This is a genomic window from Pantoea sp. EEL5, from assembly GCF_049892805.1.
In the GTDB taxonomy this organism is placed as follows: domain Bacteria; phylum Pseudomonadota; class Gammaproteobacteria; order Enterobacterales; family Enterobacteriaceae; genus Pantoea; species Pantoea ananatis.
The window spans coordinates 245,470-261,220 of the sequence record NZ_JBNDNJ010000005.1 but is presented as its reverse complement, the minus strand read 5'-3'; the positions used below and the strand labels follow the sequence as shown (position 1 = coordinate 261,220).

11 protein-coding genes are annotated in these 15,751 nt (G+C 51.5%); 5 read left to right on the top strand and 6 right to left on the bottom strand.

Annotated features, from left to right (window positions below; genetic code table 11):
• Positions 1-187: 187 nt before the first annotated feature.
• On the top strand, positions 188-475 hold the full coding sequence (locus ACPXSQ_RS18555; RefSeq protein WP_014333227.1) for a VF530 family DNA-binding protein: 288 nt from the start codon (positions 188-190) through the stop codon (positions 473-475).
• Positions 476-554: 79 nt separating this feature from the next.
• On the opposite strand, the gene mqo is transcribed toward ACPXSQ_RS18555, so the two are convergent.
• Together mqo and ACPXSQ_RS18545 are read right to left on the bottom strand one after the other, a co-directional pair.
• Positions 555-2,204 carry a malate dehydrogenase (quinone) gene (gene mqo / locus ACPXSQ_RS18550; RefSeq protein WP_013027945.1) on the bottom strand — a complete coding sequence of 550 codons (1,650 nt, stop codon included), beginning with the start codon at positions 2,202-2,204 and terminating at the stop codon, positions 555-557.
• Between the two features lie 381 nt (positions 2,205-2,585).
• On the bottom strand, positions 2,586-3,530 hold the full coding sequence (locus ACPXSQ_RS18545) for an Rpn family recombination-promoting nuclease/putative transposase (protein ID WP_013027946.1): 945 nt from the start codon (positions 3,528-3,530) through the stop codon (positions 2,586-2,588).
• A 268-nt stretch (positions 3,531-3,798) separates the two neighbouring features.
• Here ACPXSQ_RS18545 and ACPXSQ_RS18540 point away from each other — a divergent pair, with 268 nt between their 5' ends.
• Together ACPXSQ_RS18540 and dcuR are read left to right on the top strand one after the other, a co-directional pair.
• Complete coding sequence (locus ACPXSQ_RS18540) at positions 3,799-5,430, top strand: sensor histidine kinase (RefSeq protein ID WP_426144217.1); 1,632 nt, start codon at positions 3,799-3,801, stop codon at positions 5,428-5,430.
• Positions 5,427-6,146: a two-component system response regulator DcuR gene (dcuR, locus tag ACPXSQ_RS18535; RefSeq protein ID WP_013027948.1), complete on the top strand. Its 720-nt coding sequence runs from the start codon at positions 5,427-5,429 to the stop codon at positions 6,144-6,146. Before ACPXSQ_RS18540 ends, dcuR begins: the two co-directional genes overlap by 4 nt.
• Here dcuR and ACPXSQ_RS18530 read toward each other — a convergent pair.
• Entirely contained in the window at positions 6,140-7,108 is a 969-nt protein-coding gene (locus tag ACPXSQ_RS18530) for an FAD:protein FMN transferase (protein WP_028716071.1), read from the bottom strand. The genes dcuR and ACPXSQ_RS18530 overlap by 7 nt on opposite strands.
• 66 nt (positions 7,109-7,174) lie before the next feature.
• On the bottom strand, positions 7,175-9,952 hold the full coding sequence (locus ACPXSQ_RS18525; protein WP_014333233.1) for a flavocytochrome c: 2,778 nt from the start codon (positions 9,950-9,952) through the stop codon (positions 7,175-7,177).
• Between the two features lie 591 nt (positions 9,953-10,543).
• On the opposite strand from ACPXSQ_RS18525, the gene ACPXSQ_RS18520 reads away from it, so the two are divergent.
• Entirely contained in the window at positions 10,544-12,052 is a 1,509-nt protein-coding gene (locus ACPXSQ_RS18520; RefSeq protein WP_013027951.1) for a DASS family sodium-coupled anion symporter, read from the top strand.
• A gap of 156 nt (positions 12,053-12,208) precedes the next feature.
• Positions 12,209-13,855, top strand: coding sequence for a class I fumarate hydratase FumA (gene fumA, locus ACPXSQ_RS18515; protein WP_210507880.1), 1,647 nt, complete (start codon positions 12,209-12,211; stop codon positions 13,853-13,855).
• Between the two features lie 53 nt (positions 13,856-13,908).
• Here the strand turns inward: fumA and ACPXSQ_RS18510 are convergent, their stop codons facing one another.
• A complete protein-coding gene (locus tag ACPXSQ_RS18510) occupies positions 13,909-14,562 on the bottom strand; it encodes an SDR family oxidoreductase (RefSeq protein WP_014604677.1) in 654 nt (217 codons plus the stop codon).
• Positions 14,563-14,649: 87 nt separating this feature from the next.
• A complete protein-coding gene (locus ACPXSQ_RS18505) occupies positions 14,650-15,714 on the bottom strand; it encodes an SDR family oxidoreductase (RefSeq protein WP_014333237.1) in 1,065 nt (354 codons plus the stop codon).
• Between the last annotated feature and the right edge of the window lie 37 nt (positions 15,715-15,751).

Genomic DNA, 15,751 nt, shown 5'->3' with positions numbered 1-15,751 from the left:
TGCGCTTCGTCTGTTTTGTTCCCGAAGTCGGTGAGGCGCAGAGAGTGAAATGATACAGCGCGCTCAGATAGTCCAGGAATGCGTGCAGCAGATTTTCAGAACAGACAGCGAATATGTTCAGTCAGCGCTTGCACCCTGAGGCACCATACTGCAGGATCGGTTTTTTACCGCATTTATCGGAAAGACTATGACCGTTCACGCCTCTAAAGATCCCCTGCATGGCGTTACGCTTGAAATGCAGGTCAACAGCCTTGTCGCACAGTATGGCTGGCCTGAACTGAGTAAGCGCATCAATATTAACTGTTTTAAAAACGACCCCAGCGTGAAGTCCAGCCTGAAGTTTTTACGCCGTACGCCGTGGGCGCGGGCAGAAGTGGAAGCGCTCTATCTGGCTTCGCTGAGTGAATCTCAGCCGGATTCTGCGCCCCCAGCCAGTGATGATCCCTGGGCTAACTGGCGCGAAGATAAAACCTGAAAACGTGTTAACGCCCTTCTAAACAAAAAAAAGCCCGCGTCACAGATGGCGCGGGCTTAGTTTCGTTCAGATGACTGTATTACAGCGCCATATCGTGCTTCGCCGAGACTGGGGCTTTTTCGCTGTTAGCAGCGGGCGCTTCAGTTGGCTGATTGCCCATCTGAATAACCGGCGGCTTGGTCAGCTGCAGCGTTGCTGCCGTTTCATCCCAGACCTGCTGCGTGAGCGCAGGGTTGTCGTTCAGTTTCTGGCCGTAAGCAGGAACGATTTTACGGATTTTTTCCTGCCATTCTGCTGACTTGAATTGTTCAGGGAACAGTTTCTGCATCACATTGATCGCGATAGGTGCAGCCGTGGATGCGCCAGGCGATGCACCCAGCAATGCGGCAACGGTTTTCTGCTGATCGGTCACAATTTCCGTACCCAGTTTCAGCACGCCGCCTTTATCTGCATCCTTTTTGATGATCTGCACGCGCTGACCGGCCTGAATCAGTTTCCAGTCTTCTTTCTTCGCTTCAGGATAGTACTCTTTCAGCGCGGCAAAACGGTCATCATCGCTCAACATAACCTGACCGATCAGGTATTTGACCAGGTCAAAGTTATCCATGCCTACGTGGGTCATCGGCATAAAATTGTGGGTGGTCGTTGTGCTCAGTAAATCAAATAACGAACCATTTTTCAGGAACTTGGTTGAGAACGTTGCGAAAGGTCCAAACAGCACGACACGCTTACCATCAAGGTAACGGGTATCCAGATGCGGAACCGACATCGGTGGCGCACCCACGGAAGCCTGACCATACACTTTTGCCAGATGGCGATCGGCAATCGCGCTATTCTCTGTCACCAGGAAGGATCCCCCTACCGGGAAACCTGCGTAATTGTCGGCTTCCGGAATACCGGTTTTTTGCAGCAGTTTAAGCGCACCGCCACCTGCACCGATAAAGACGTATTTCGCGTCTACGGTACGTTCGCCGCCATTTTTGGCGTCTTTAATGGTAACGTGCCAGGAATTATCACTGTTACGTTTAAAATCGGTCACTTCCGAAGAGGTTTCCAGGCGGAAATTATCGTTCTTCTTCAGGCTGCCAATTAACTGACGGGTGATTTCACCATAGTTAACGTCGGTTCCTACTGGCGTCCAGGTAGCAGCCACTTTTTGTTGTGGATCGCGACCTTCCATAACCAGCGGCGCCCACTGCGCGATCTGCTTGTGATCGGTTGAGAACTTCATGCCTTGGAACAGCACAGTTTTCTGCAGTGCGGCATAGCGTTTCGTCAGATAATCAACGTTATCGCCCCAGACAAAGCTCATGTGCGGCGTTGAGTTAATGAACGAACGCGGATTATTTAACACGCCGTCTTTAACCTGAGAGCTCCAGAACTGACGAGAAATCATGAAGGCTTCGTTGATTTCCAGCGCTTTGGTCACGTCAATAGAACCGTCTGCACGCTCTGGCGTGTAGTTCAGTTCCATGTTGGCTGAGTGGCCGGTACCGGCGTTGTTCCAGCCGTTAGAAGATTCCAGCGCTACGCCATCAAGTTTCTCAACCATGATCTGTTTCCAGCCCGGTTGCAGCTCTTCCAGCAGGGTGCCCAGAGAGGCGCTCATGATACCGCCGCCAATCAGCAGAACATCTGTTTTTTCTGGTGAATTTTCAGCGTGGGTCACTGAAGAAACGAGTAACGCTGCAAGCGACAGTGCAGGTACAAATTTAGTTGATTTAATCATTAGGGATCTACGATTTCGTGGAGAACTAGTTAAAAAAAGTTCCGAAACTTTAAAATATTGTTATTTCGTAGTTAATATGAAAATAGTTAAAAAATTAAAAGACAGGATTTTGCAGTTAATTTAGTTACAAAAGATTAACTTTGTTATCGATATATTTTAACCACACAATAAAGGGGCGTTTCGAAATATACAATGCCCTAACACAAATATTCTCTGTGGCGATGAATAAACGGAAATGGCGGCGCCTGACCGGAAAGTGGGGTTATTTACTGCGGCAAACGTGCATTAACATGTACGGAACAGGATGAGGCGGTTGACGAAAAAGTATGGGCAGTACACGCAACCTGATGTCCCTGAACGATAAGCCTTCAGGGACATGGATTAGTGGCGAATCAGCGCCAGTTCGTCTTCACTCAGGCCGGTCATCTTCATAACCGTCTCACGGTCAAGACCGCTTTGAAGCATAGTGCGGGCGATTTTCAGCGTCGCTTCGCGCTCTCCCTCTGAGCGGCCTTCTTCGCGACCCAGTTGGATGCCTTTTTCCATGCCTTTTTCCATGCCTTTTTGTTCGAGTTGCTGCGCAATGGTCATCAGTGCGTCTCCGTGTTGTGGCACGCGATGTGCCAGTTCTCTTACCAATGCTTCGGCGTCGGCGGTTTCTCCCGCCTGCACGATATAGTGTATCAGCGATACGACCTGTGATGAAGAAAGATAGCCCGCCAGTAAGACCGGGACAAGCTTATCAACCAACTCCGCTAAATCGCGCTGGTGGATATGTTTCTGAAGCAGGGTTAACGCGGCCATACTGCGGTGCTCTGCAATCTCCTCGTCAGGAATAATCGTGACATCCACCAGCGGAAAAGCCGTGCTATAGAGCCGGTTGGCCAGCGCAGGATCGGTAAATTCATCCAGCCAGCGCGTGGAATAAGGATAAGGACGACGTTTCCCGGTATAGAACAAGACAGGGATGACCAGCGGCAATTTTTTATGGCCGGCTTCAAGGTGGCGCTGCATCGCCGCCACGGCATAACGCAGCAGCCTGAATGCCATGTGCTTATCCGGTGAGGACTGATGTTCGATCAGGACGTGAACATAGCCGTCATCGCCTTGTGCGGTTTTCAGGCTGTACAACACGTCGCTGAAATATTGGCGAAGATCATCTTCAACGAAAGATCCGGATTCGAGTTTTAACGTGCTGAGATCGCACACGGCCCGTAATTCCGCAGGCAGGTGCAATTCCATAAAATCACGCGCAATCTCTGGCTGCGTAAGAAACTGGCGGAAGGTGGCATCGTGAGGCGTGGGTGTACTGTTTTTTTTCTTCATCTGTCCTGACTCTGCAAGCGCAACCTGGCGTAATGCTTACCGGCGCGAAAACGAATATGTCGATTCACACATACATTTTGTCCAGCACTCTCTGATTTACCTGCCATGCTGTCAGTATGATTTACAGGCGTTGTCCGTCATCATGCCAGATATCCACGGTTAAAAGCACGCTAACCTGCTTAATTTACTGGATTTCAGGCGCAAACTGTACTGGTGCCACGACTTCGCGTATGTTGCAACGCGTACCTCAACACATCTGATGCTGACTATGAATGACTCCCGGCCACAACGATCATTAAAGAAGCGCCCAATGAAGCTCAGCACCCTGTCGTCATTGATGATGGCGGCCGTGCTGATGACCGTAATATTAAGCGTCCATCTGCTTTATTACATTCAGATCGATAACTTCACCCGTTCGCATTTGAAAGATAAAGCGATGGCGGTGGCGCGCACTCTGGCCGACAGCCCGGAGATTCAGCAGGCCCTGACGCGGCCAGACGGAAGCACCATCATTCAGCCGATCGCGCAGGCAACGCGAAAACGTAACGATTTGCTGTTTGTCGTCGTCACCGACATGCGCGGTATTCGCTTCTCTCACCCGAACCCTGAAGTGGTTAATCAGCACTTTGTCGGGGACGATATTAAACCGGCGTTACGCGGCAGGGAGAATGTCGCGGTGAATCATGGCGTACTGGTTGAGGCGCTCAGGGTATTTACGCCCGTTTTCAATCAGGCGCATCAGCAAATTGGCGTGGTGGCAATTGGGATCTCGGTGAATGACGTCGCGGCGCAAATTGCGAAAAGCCGCTGGAATATTCTCTGGACCGTGCTGTTTGGCGGGCTGGTTGGCATGCTCGGCATATTAATCTTAGTGAAACGCTTAAAGCACATCTTACTGGGATTAGAGCCGTATGAGATTTCCAGCTTGTTTGAAGAGCGTCAGGCTATTCTCGATTCGATTAAAGAAGGTGTAATTGCGGTTGACGATCAATCCCGCGTCAGCCTGATTAATCAGGCTGCGCAGCAGCTGTTAAAAGAAACCACCCGCGAAGCATTTCTGAGCGGTGACCGCGTGCCGGAAAATGCACAGATGCTGACGCATTTACGCGATGCATTGCACGAAGGCAAAGCCTCTTATGACGAAGAGCTCAACGTACGCGGCAAAATACTGATCAGTAACACCGTGCCGGTGCGCAGTCGTGACAGTATTATTGGGGCAGTGAGCACATTCAGGGATAAAACAGAAATCAGCCAGCTAATGCAGCGTCTCGACGGCATGGTAAACTATGTCGATGCACTGCGGGAGCGATCCCATGAATTCATGAACAAGCTGCATGTGATTCTTGGTCTGCTGCACATGAAAAACTATGCGCAGATGGAAGAGTACATCCTTAAAACGGCCAATAACTATCAAACGGAAATAGGTTCGCTGCTACAGAAGATTAAGTCGCCTGTTATTGCAGGCTTCCTGTTGAGCAAAATTAACCGCGTAACAGATGAAGGCCACCAGCTGATCCTGAGCGAAGCCAGCTATCTGCCCGACAACGGCAGTGAACAGCAAATCGCAGCACTTATCACGGTACTGGGCAATCTGATTGAAAACGCGCTGGAAGCGCTTGATCCGGAAATGGAAGGGGAAATCCATGTCATGCTGCATTATCAAAACGGCTGGCTGTCGTGCGAGGTCAGTGACGATGGCCCCGGTATTCCTGCCGATCAGCTCGCCGTCATTTTCGAACGCGGCGTCTCTACTAAAGGTGAAGATCGTGGCGTTGGACTGTTTTTACTCAAGCAACAAACGGAAAGTCTGGGCGGTAACGTCAGCGTGGAATCAGAACCGGGCGTTTATACCCAGTTTCTGGTTCAGCTTCCGTGGGAAAGAGGGAATATTAGCGAATGATCAATGTGTTAGTCGTAGACGATGATGCCATGGTGGCCGAACTGAACCGATGCTATATCGGGCAGATTGACGGTTTTACCTGCTGTGGTACCGCGTCCACCTTACAGCAAGCCAAAGAGCGCCTGTTGCAGACAGATCCGCCCGTTGATCTTATTTTGCTGGATATCTATATGCAGCAGGAAAACGGACTGGACCTGTTGCCAGAGCTGCGCAGTGCGGGGCGTCCGGTTGACGTCATTATCATCTCATCCGCTGCCGATGCGGCGACCATTAAAACGTCGCTGAACTACGGCGTTGTGGATTATCTGATAAAACCCTTTCAGTTTTCCCGCTTTGAAGAGGCGCTGACCGGATGGCGTCAGAAAAAACGGCTGATGGATAATCATCAGTTTTATCAGCAGGCCGATGTGGATCAACTGCTGCATGGTAATCAGGCCAATGCCAGCGAGACAAAACGCCTGCCAAAAGGGCTGACGCCACAGACATTACGCACGCTGTGTTTGTGGATTGATGCGCACCCCGGTACCGAGTTTTCTACCGATGAGCTGGCCACTGAGGTGAATATTTCTCGCGTATCGTGCCGTAAATACCTGATTTGGCTGGCGCAGAGCAATATTTTGTTTACCAGTATTCACTACGGCGTCACGGGACGTCCGGTGTATCGCTATCGTCTGCAGCCGGAGTACCACACGCTTTTACGCCAGTACTGTCAATGACGGAGCTGAAAGCGGTTATCCAGTAAGGTGAAGTGAAAGTGACGTTGTGACGAGCAAATGACCTGCTTGTCGCGCGTCACGAAGACAGCCTCAATATCAGGATGGCTTTTCAGATACGCAATGCCCTTCTCAACGCCCATGCCATAAATCAGCGTGGTATAAATATCACCGTCGATCGACTGGTCGGAAATAATGGTCACGCTATACAGCTCATTATCCAGCGGATAGCCGGTATGTCTGTCAAGAATATGGTGATAACAGACGCCATCCTGTTCGAAGTAACGTTCGTAGATCCCGGACGTCACCACGGATTTGTTCACAACATGAATGACACCAATCAGGGCATCCTGGGCCGCAAAAGGGGTTTTCAGACCAATTGCCCATCCCTGCTGCGGCGCATCACGAGGTGCGCCTAACGTTTGCACGTTGCCGCCAAGGTTAATCAACGCACTATCGACGCCCTGCTGCTGCAAAAAAGCCTGCACCCGATCGGCAATGTAGCCTTTGGCGATGGCGCCCAGATCAATTTCCATCCCCGTTTTGTTCAGAAACACCGAACGCGTGTCCGCATCAAGCTGGACATTTTCAGGACAGGTTAAGGGCAACGTTGCCAGTATTGTCTCCCGCGCAGGAACGCAGTCACCCTGAAAGCCAATTTTCCAGCATTTCACCAGCGGGCCAATCGTGAGATTAAAACTGCTGTCTGGTAACAGACTGACGTTAAGTGCGCGCTGAATTAAATCAAAGACGGGTTGACTGACGCTCACGGGATGCTGACCGGCAGCATGGTTAATCGCCATCACTTCGGAGTGCGTCCGGTTAACCGTCAGCAGATTTTCGTACTGTTTGATTAATCTGAAAGCCTGTGCCGCAAGCTTTTCGTCGTGCTCGAATAGCTTAAGCAGAATGGGCGATCCCATCAGGACGGCGGAATAAGCACAGACTTGCGACTCGGTTTGCATAAGCGACACCGCTCTGGGAGGGAATAAAACCGGCACCTGCATGCGGCCAGATGCCGGCGGTGACGACTAGCGTTTGGCTAACGCCGCAGCGTTGGCACCTGCCAGAATACCAAAGATGATGATGTCCGCAACCGCGTTACCACCGATACGGTTTGCACCGTGGATCCCGCCGACAACTTCACCGCACGCCCAGGCACCGTGGATTGGCTGTTTATGGCTGTCGAGCACGGCTGTGGTGGTATCAATGGTGACGCCACCCATTGTGTGGTGAACACCGGGCGCGATGCGGATCGCATGGAAAGGGCCCTCGTTCAACGGATGACGCAGCGCGGTCTGACGATCGAAGTCCGCGTCTTTCTGCTGTATCACAAAGCCGTTATAGCGATGCAGCGTTTCTTCCAGCGTCCGGTGTTCCATATTCAGTTTCACCGCCAGCTCGCCTACGGTTGGCGCGCTGATGACAAATCCTTTGGCAATATACTCATCGGCCGCTTTGTTATTCATACGAACCTGCTCATCGAAGACAATCCAGGCGCTTTTCTCCGGCAGTGCAATAATCTGCGCAGAAACTTTATCGCGGGTTTCCATCTCATTACAGAAGCGCTGTCCCGCCTGGCTGACCAGAATGGCCCCACCGCCACGAATAGACTCTGACACCAGATAGGATGTGGTTTGCTCAACCGTTGGGTGAATCTGAATCTCGCCCATATCCACGGTATCCGCACCAATTTTTTGCAGCATCGCAATGCCTGCGCCAGTGGCCCCTTTATGGTTGGTGGTGACAAAGCCATCCAGCTCAGGGCGGTATTTCACCACCATTTCCCGGTTGGCGCTGAAGCCACCTGTTGCGACGATGACGCTTTTCGCATTGAGAATACGGCTGTCGTTGTATTCATCCACCACTTTGACACCGCTGACCGCGCCGTTGTCGAACAAAATTTCCTCTACGGCGGTTTCAAGCAGGACGTCAATATTACGGTTATTGATATTTTTCACTAACCCACTGATCAGGAAGCCGCCAACGGCCGAGCGGTCGGCAGGACGGTGCGTACGATCAATGCTCATGCCGCCGGTGATGGTGATGTCATTCAGTTCGATACCGTGATCGGCCAGCCAGTCAATGGCTTCAGGCGCCAAATCAACGAACTCGCGCAGCAGGGTCGGGTTGTTTTTGTACTTACCGCCCTTGAGCGTTTCCTCATAAAACAGTTCTTTGCTGTCTTCGATACCTTTCAGTTTCTGAAAACGCGTCTCGGCGGCGTTCATCCCTACGGATGCTTTGATCGTGTTACCGCCGATAGTGGGCATTTTCTCAATGACAACCACTTTGGCACCTTCATCATGCGCCTGAATGGCCGCGGCCAGACCGGCACCGCCGCTTCCCACGACCACCACATCATACTGTTGCGGTGCATTGGGATTACCGCCCTCTTCAATCACATGGGCTTTATTTGAAGTGGTCATTGCACGCGATACTGCTTTTTTCAGGGCCTCACTCTGCGTGGTCGCGCCGGTGATAGCATCAACGTGTGGGCTGTTAGCCACCAGAATACGATTACGCAGGCTTTCGAAGGTGGTAGTGAAGTCAACGTCCAGCGTGTCGTCCGGTACCAGCGAGATATCTGTAATACGGTCGGTATCCAGCGTGACGTTGATCTTCAGCTTAAGCGCTTCGGCCTCAACTTTTTCCTGATAAACACCGGCTTTGTATTTGCGTCCCGACTCACTCATATCGCGAATCATGGCGTCAACCAGCGAGAAACGCCACAGCGGTTCAGGGATCAACAACGCTTCACGCTGGTTACTGTCGATGTAAAGTTCAAGATGCTCATTATTGATAATGCGATCTGTCCAGTCGGGATAAGCGATGCAGGCTTTACCTATCGCAACCAGGTCATAGCCTTTTTCCAGTGCTTTTTCCGCATCTTCTTTGTTTACCACACCGCCAACGCCAATGACCGGCACTTTCGCCAGCGTTGGGGACCGCATGTTAATAAACTTCTCAATCAGCGGGGTTGGATCGGTGGTATCAACGATAGAGGGGCGCATAAGCTGCCCAACAGAAAAGTGGACATAATCGAGCCCGCGTGCCGCCAGCTTTTCCAGTAGGTACAGGGTGTCATCGAAACGGATGCCCGGGACTTCAAGTTCTTCAGGGGAAAAACGGTAGCCGATGATGAACCCGTTATGTGCAAATCGAGCGGCCATTTTATGGGTAATTTCGAGAACTTCCAGCGGAAAGCGGGCACGGTTATCGCGACTGCCGCCCCATTTGTCATCGCGTTGATTGGAATTGGGTGAGTAAAATTGCTGTATCAGATAGGTGTTTGCGCCATGAATTTCAACGCCATCAAATCCGGCTTTAATGGCGCGGTTAACGGCGTCACCAAATTTAGTGATCATGGTATCCACTTCTTCTGCCGTTAGCGCGCGCGGCGTCGTGGCACCCTCACGAGGTGCGGCAATGGCGCTTGGGGCGACAGGGGTTTTCCCCCCTATCAGCTCAGGCTCAACCATGCGGCCGCCGTGATAGATCTGCAAAATCGCTGTCGAACCTTCCTGCTTGATGGCGTCAGCAATTCGCTTTAGGCCCGGAATTTTGTTGTCGCTGTCGATGGCTATAGCCCCTGGAAACGCGGGACCTTTTGGATCGATAAAACAGCATTCAACAATGACCGTTCCGATGCTGCCAGCACGGGCACGATAATATTCAACCAGTTCACTGGTGACCGTTCCGTCATAAAAACCGGTGCAGGTTGTCATGGGTGCCATGATCAGGCGATTTTTTAAAACTGCGCCACGCGGCAACGTAATGGGATTGAGAATGGGGGTGAGTGTATTCATTGCGATTAACTCCAAAAATTCAAAACTCGGGAATTCTGTGCGGACGCTTTTTTTATTAATAAATAAGTGGTCCGATGTCATAACGCTAATATACCAATTATTTTAGTTTCATAAGTTTTAATTTTAGTTTTTTAACTTTTAAATATTTCAGGTTTACTATTTGATTAAAGCAGGATCGTGATGTATATTTATTGTTAATCAATAGTTAAAGAAAATCAATGAGAATTGGGAAATTAAAAATACTACAATAAAAACAATAGCTTAAACATATAATTTTGTTGCTCGCCCTTCCCTAAGTGAAGCTTAAAACCCTTATTCTTGCAGTTTAAATATTTGGCTCTAGGTTATTAATAATTTAGTTGTTAAAAATTTAATCGTATATTTTAACTTACTTGATCTGGATCAATATTCTGTTTTTAATTAATCGCATCATATCCACATGATCTTTTATAAATGCCTCCATCGCACCAGAGGACAAGTTAAAGAATTATAAGGCATCACGGTTTATTCTCATAATTTAGAATAAAAAAACCCCTGTGGACGAATTGCCGGGACGCTGCTCGAATTATCCTTAACACGTAGAAAAATACTATGAAAACACTCTCAAACGTCAAAGAGCCTCCAAAAGCAGCCCCTGCAGCTGCGGGCAAAAATAAAGCACTTATGCTTCTTTTGCCGGTTTTGGTCGCCGTCCTGTTGTTACTGGTCCCCGTGCCAGCGGGTCTTGAACCTTATGCATGGCACTTCTTTGCCATCTTCGTCGGCGTCATCGTCGGGCTGATTTTTGAACCCTTGCCCGGCGCAGTGATTGGTCTGACCGGCGTCGTCGTCATCGCCCTGTTCAGCCAGTTCCTGCTCTTTAGCCCGGCAGAACTGGCCAACCCCAAATTTAAAGTGGCAAGTGAGTCATTTAAATGGGCGGTCAGCGGCTTCGGTAACTCAACCGTCTGGCTGATTTTTGGCGCATTCATGTTCGCTGCGGGCTATGACAAGACCCAGTTCGGCCGCCGTCTGGCATTGATTCTGGTGAAATACCTGGGCCGCCGGAGTTTAACCCTCGGCTATGCCATCACCTTCGCGGATTTGCTGCTGGCCCCTTTCACCCCGTCGAACACGGCCCGCAGTGGCGGTACCATTTATCCCATCATTGCCAATCTGCCGCCGCTTTATGGTTCAAAACCCAATGACCCCAGCGCGCGTAAAATTGGATCTTATCTGATGTGGGTTGCTATCACCGCTGCCTGTATCACCAGCTCCATGTTCCTGTCCGCCCTGGCCCCCAACCTGCTCGCCCTTGCGCTGGTCAAAAGCGTCATTGGTTTTGATATCTCCTGGGGAATGTGGTTCCTTGCCTTTTTGCCACTGGGCCTGCTGTTGATTCTGACCATGCCGCTGCTGGCGTACTGGTTCTATCCGCCTGAAGTGAAGGTGAATGATGAAGTGCCTCGCTGGGCGATTGCTGAGCTGGAAAAACTGGGTAAGTTGACCCGTAATGAAATCCTGTTACTGGTGTTTGTTGTCTGTGCGCTACTGATGTGGATTTTTGCCACTGCCTGGATCGAACCGGCCATGGCCGCTCTGCTGGTGATTATCCTGATGCTGTGGACCGGGGTACTTAACTGGAACGACATCACCAGCAATAAAGCCGCCTGGAACACCTTTGCCTGGTTTGCCACACTGGTTGCGCTGGCCGATGGTTTAGCCCGCGTAGGCTTTATCGCCTGGCTAGGCAAAGAAGGGGGAATGTTACTGCAGGGATACGATCCTCAAGTGTCGGCTGTGGTGCTGTTGATTGCCTTCTTCCTGCTGCACTACCTGTTTGCCAGTACCACCGCGCATACGACCGCCTTGCTGCCTGCGATGTTAACCATTGCAGCTTCCATTCCAGGTATTAACATGCCCGTGTTTTGCCTGATGCTGTGTACTTCACTGGGTGTGATGGGGATTATCACCCCTTACGGTACCGGCCCAAGCCCTATTTATTACGGCAGCGGCTATTTACCTACGAAAGATTACTGGCGTCTGGGCACCATCTTTGGCGCTATCTTCCTGATTGCTATGATGCTCATCGCCTACCCCTGGATGGTGTGGATGTTCTGATTGTGTCAAATGCATTTCGACGCGTCATACGATAACATGCCAACACTTGCCAGCCTGTGCTTATGGCTGGCAAGCATAATAAACAACTCATTCGCCTTTGATGTTGCTCCTGTCAGCCTGCGTTAACGGAGCCAGCACGTCATTAAGTGAGATACTATGTCGAACAAACCTTTTTTTTATCAGAACCCCTTTCCTCTTGCCCACGAGGACACCGAATACTATTTGCTTAGCCCCGACCACGTTTCCGTGGCTGAGTTTGACGGCCAGTCCATATTAAAAGTGGACCCACAGGCATTGACGCTGCTGGCCCAGCAGGCCTTTCATGATGCGTCTTTTATGTTGCGCCCGGCCCACCAGCAGCAGGTTGCGTCAATTCTGGCTGACCCTGAAGCCAGCGATAACGATAAATACGTCGCTCTGCAGTTCTTACGAAACTCCGAGATCGCCGCTAAAGGTGTCTTGCCAACCTGCCAGGACACCGGCACTGCCATCATCATGGGCAAAAAAGGCCAGCGAGTGTGGACCGGTGGCGGTGACGAAGCCGCGCTGTCGCAAGGTATCTACAATACCTATATTGAAGATAACCTGCGTTACTCCCAAAACGCCGCGCTGGATATGTATAAAGAAGTGAACACCGGTACCAATCTTCCGGCGCAGATTGACCTCTACAGCGTGGACGGTGATGAATACAAATTCCTTTGCATCGCCAAAGGCGGCGGTTCCGCCAATAAAACCTATTTGTATCAGGAAACCAAAGCACTGCTCAGCCCCGGCAAGCTGAAAAATTATCTGGTCGATAAAATGCGTACGCTGGGTACTGCGGCTTGTCCTCCCTACCATATCGCCTTTGTCATTGGCGGCACCTCTGCCGAAAGTACGCTGAAAACCGTCAAGCTGGCATCGACTCACTACTATGATGGTTTACCTACAGAAGGTAACGAGCATGGTCAGGCGTTCCGTGATGTTCAGCTTGAGCAGGAGTTACTGGAAGCGGCGCAGCAGCTTGGGCTGGGAGCACAGTTCGGCGGCAAATATTTTGCACATGATATCCGCGTAGTGCGTTTGCCTCGCCACGGCGCATCCTGCCCGGTTGGCATGGGGGTTTCGTGCTCCGCTGACCGCAATATCAAAGCTAAAATCAACCGCGAGGGTATCTGGATTGAAAAACTGGAAGCCAATCCTGGGCGTTATATCCCTGAAGCACTGCGCAAGCAAGGTGAAGGCGAAGTGGTTCACATCGACCTGAATCGCCCGATGAATGACATCCTTGCCCAGCTTTCGGAATACCCGGTTTCGACACGTTTGTCCCTGACCGGGACCATCATCGTTGCGCGTGACATTGCCCATGCCAAACTAAAAGAACGCATTGATAACGGCGAAGGCTTGCCGCAGTACATTAAAGATCACCCTGTCTATTATGCGGGTCCGGCCAAAACACCGGAGGGTTACGCATCTGGCTCACTGGGCCCGACGACGGCAGGCCGCATGGATTCGTATGTCGATCTTTTGCAGGCGCATGGCGGCAGCAAAGTCATGCTGGCAAAAGGTAACCGTAGCCAGCAGGTCACCGATGCCTGCCACAAGCACGGCGGTTTTTACTTAGGCAGCATTGGTGGTCCGGCTGCCGTTCTGGCGCAGCAGAGCATCAAGAGTCTGGAGTGCGTGGAGTATGCCGAACTGGGGATGGAAGCTATCTGGAAAATAGAGGTCGAAAATTTCCCGGCCTTTATCCTGGTGGATGACAAAGGAAATGACTTCTTCCAGCATATCGAACGTGAGCACTGCTCGCGCTGTGTGAAATAAACACGCGGCGGTAAACATGATGAAACGGCCCCGTTACAGGGGCCGTTTTTTTATCATCGTTGCAGACGGAACATGGCGTCGCTTATGCTTTCGTCGCCTTCGGTCAGCTCAATAATTTTGCGCGAAATTTGCGGTGTTTCGACCAGAGCCACCAGCGTGGCGGCCACATCCTCACGCGGGACCGACCCGTAAGGAATGGCAAAATCTGCACGTACGGTGCCGCGCCCCGCCACATTGGTTAGCGTACCGGGACGAAGAATCACCCAGTCAAGTTGGCTTTCGACCAGGCGAACATCAGCCAGTCGCTTCACGCGCATGTAATTTTCGAAACCTTCAGATGTCTTTTCGCCACGTGCGGCATCCGGGAAGACTGAGACCAGCAAAAACCGCTTCACACCGGCCTTTTCGGCTGCGGCAACCGCCAGGGACAACCCCTCGCCGTCAATGGCGTTGGTCAGCTCAATCCCCGCGCCTCCCGCCCCAGCGCTAAAAATCACCACATCGTGGCCGGCCATTTTCTGCGCCAGTTGATCCACGGTCAGCTTCTGGAGATCCCCCGCCACGGGAACCGCTCCGGCGGATTTAAGTGCTTCAGCCTGCTCAGATTTACGATGCAGTGCAGAAACCGCATGTTGCTTAGCGCTGAGCTGTTTCGTCAGATGAGAGCCAACGTTGCCCGCCGCGCCAATAATAAAACATGTCGTCATCGTCCTGCTCCCTTGAAAAAGTCAGATATCAGTATAGACAATAAGCGCAGCGGTAATGAGCGCCCGTCGGGGCGCTCCAGGACATGATTAAGGAATGATTTTCTCATGCTTCAGCTTATCGAAAAGCTGAGTGAAGGAATCCAGAGTGCTCCGGTAGCCAGTAAAGCCCGCCTTGCGACTTTTACTCATATCGGTGAAGGCTTCCATGGGTCGCCCCAGATCCGCGTCGGTGTGCCACCATGAGGCCAGACGCGTGATATCCTGTTCACGCAGGTTTTCACGCTGAGCAAGCGCCTGCCATACGCTGGCCGCCTCCTGCATGCGCCCGTCAAGCGGCATCATTTTCGCCGGATAAGCGGCAGCCTCAAGACCAAAATACGCCGCCAGTTTTGGCCACATCCAGTTCCAGCGGAAAACGTCACCGTTTACCGCGTTGAAATCCTGATTTGCCGCGGCCGGGCTGGTCGCCGCCCACTCAAGTTGTTCAGCCAGAAGACCGGCGTCGGTCATATCCACCACGCCATTCCATTGCTCGGGTGAACCCGGGAAGATAAACGGCCAGCCTTTTTCTTTACATAAGGTGGCGTAAACGGCCAGAGTCTGCCCCATGTTCATGGCATTTCCGAGCGCATAGCCAATGATGGTATGCGGACGGTGGACGCTCCAGCGATAGCCATATTTTTCGGCGCCAGCGAAGACTTCATCCTCCTGGGCATAATAGAAGTTGTCTACCGGCTGACGACCCTGCTCTTCGCGGAAAGGCGTGACCGGCACAGCGCCTTTGCCGTAAGCTTCAAATGGCCCCAGATAGTGCTTAAGGCCCGTCACCAGCGCCACATGTGCGCCCTGGAGGCGTTCGCCAAGCGCTTCAATAACGTTGCGGATCATGCCGCCATTGACGCGGATATTCTCTTTTTCACTGTCCTGGCGCGCCCAGACGCTGAAGAACACTGCATCAGGTTTGACCGCTTTCAATGCCGTTTTTACCGCTTCAGGATCGGTTAAATCTGCGGTGAGGTTGCTGCAGCCCTCAGGTACCGCGCTGCGGCCCCGTGACAACCCGCTGACCTGCCAGCCTTCGTTATTTAGCCTTTCTGCTAACGCTCGACCAATCACACCACTGATTCCAACAATCAAAGCCTGCTTTTGCATGTTAATTCTCCTCTTTTTGCGTAATGCTAAGCGTAAT

Bases quoted from the DNA above. Each gene is read 5' to 3' on its own strand.
- ACPXSQ_RS18555 (WP_014333227.1), top strand. From the start codon at position 188: ATGACCGTTCACGCCTCTAAAGATCCCCTGCATGGCGTTACGCTTGAA.
- mqo (WP_013027945.1), bottom strand. From the start codon at position 2,204: ATGATTAAATCAACTAAATTTGTACCTGCACTGTCGCTTGCAGCGTTA.
- ACPXSQ_RS18545 (WP_013027946.1), bottom strand. From the start codon at position 3,530: ATGAAGAAAAAAAACAGTACACCCACGCCTCACGATGCCACCTTCCGC.
- ACPXSQ_RS18540 (WP_426144217.1), top strand. From the start codon at position 3,799: ATGAATGACTCCCGGCCACAACGATCATTAAAGAAGCGCCCAATGAAG.
- dcuR (WP_013027948.1), top strand. From the start codon at position 5,427: ATGATCAATGTGTTAGTCGTAGACGATGATGCCATGGTGGCCGAACTG.
- ACPXSQ_RS18530 (WP_028716071.1), bottom strand. From the start codon at position 7,108: ATGCAAACCGAGTCGCAAGTCTGTGCTTATTCCGCCGTCCTGATGGGA.
- ACPXSQ_RS18525 (WP_014333233.1), bottom strand. From the start codon at position 9,952: ATGAATACACTCACCCCCATTCTCAATCCCATTACGTTGCCGCGTGGC.
- ACPXSQ_RS18520 (WP_013027951.1), top strand. From the start codon at position 10,544: ATGAAAACACTCTCAAACGTCAAAGAGCCTCCAAAAGCAGCCCCTGCA.
- fumA (WP_210507880.1), top strand. From the start codon at position 12,209: ATGTCGAACAAACCTTTTTTTTATCAGAACCCCTTTCCTCTTGCCCAC.
- ACPXSQ_RS18510 (WP_014604677.1), bottom strand. From the start codon at position 14,562: ATGACGACATGTTTTATTATTGGCGCGGCGGGCAACGTTGGCTCTCAT.
- ACPXSQ_RS18505 (WP_014333237.1), bottom strand. From the start codon at position 15,714: ATGCAAAAGCAGGCTTTGATTGTTGGAATCAGTGGTGTGATTGGTCGA.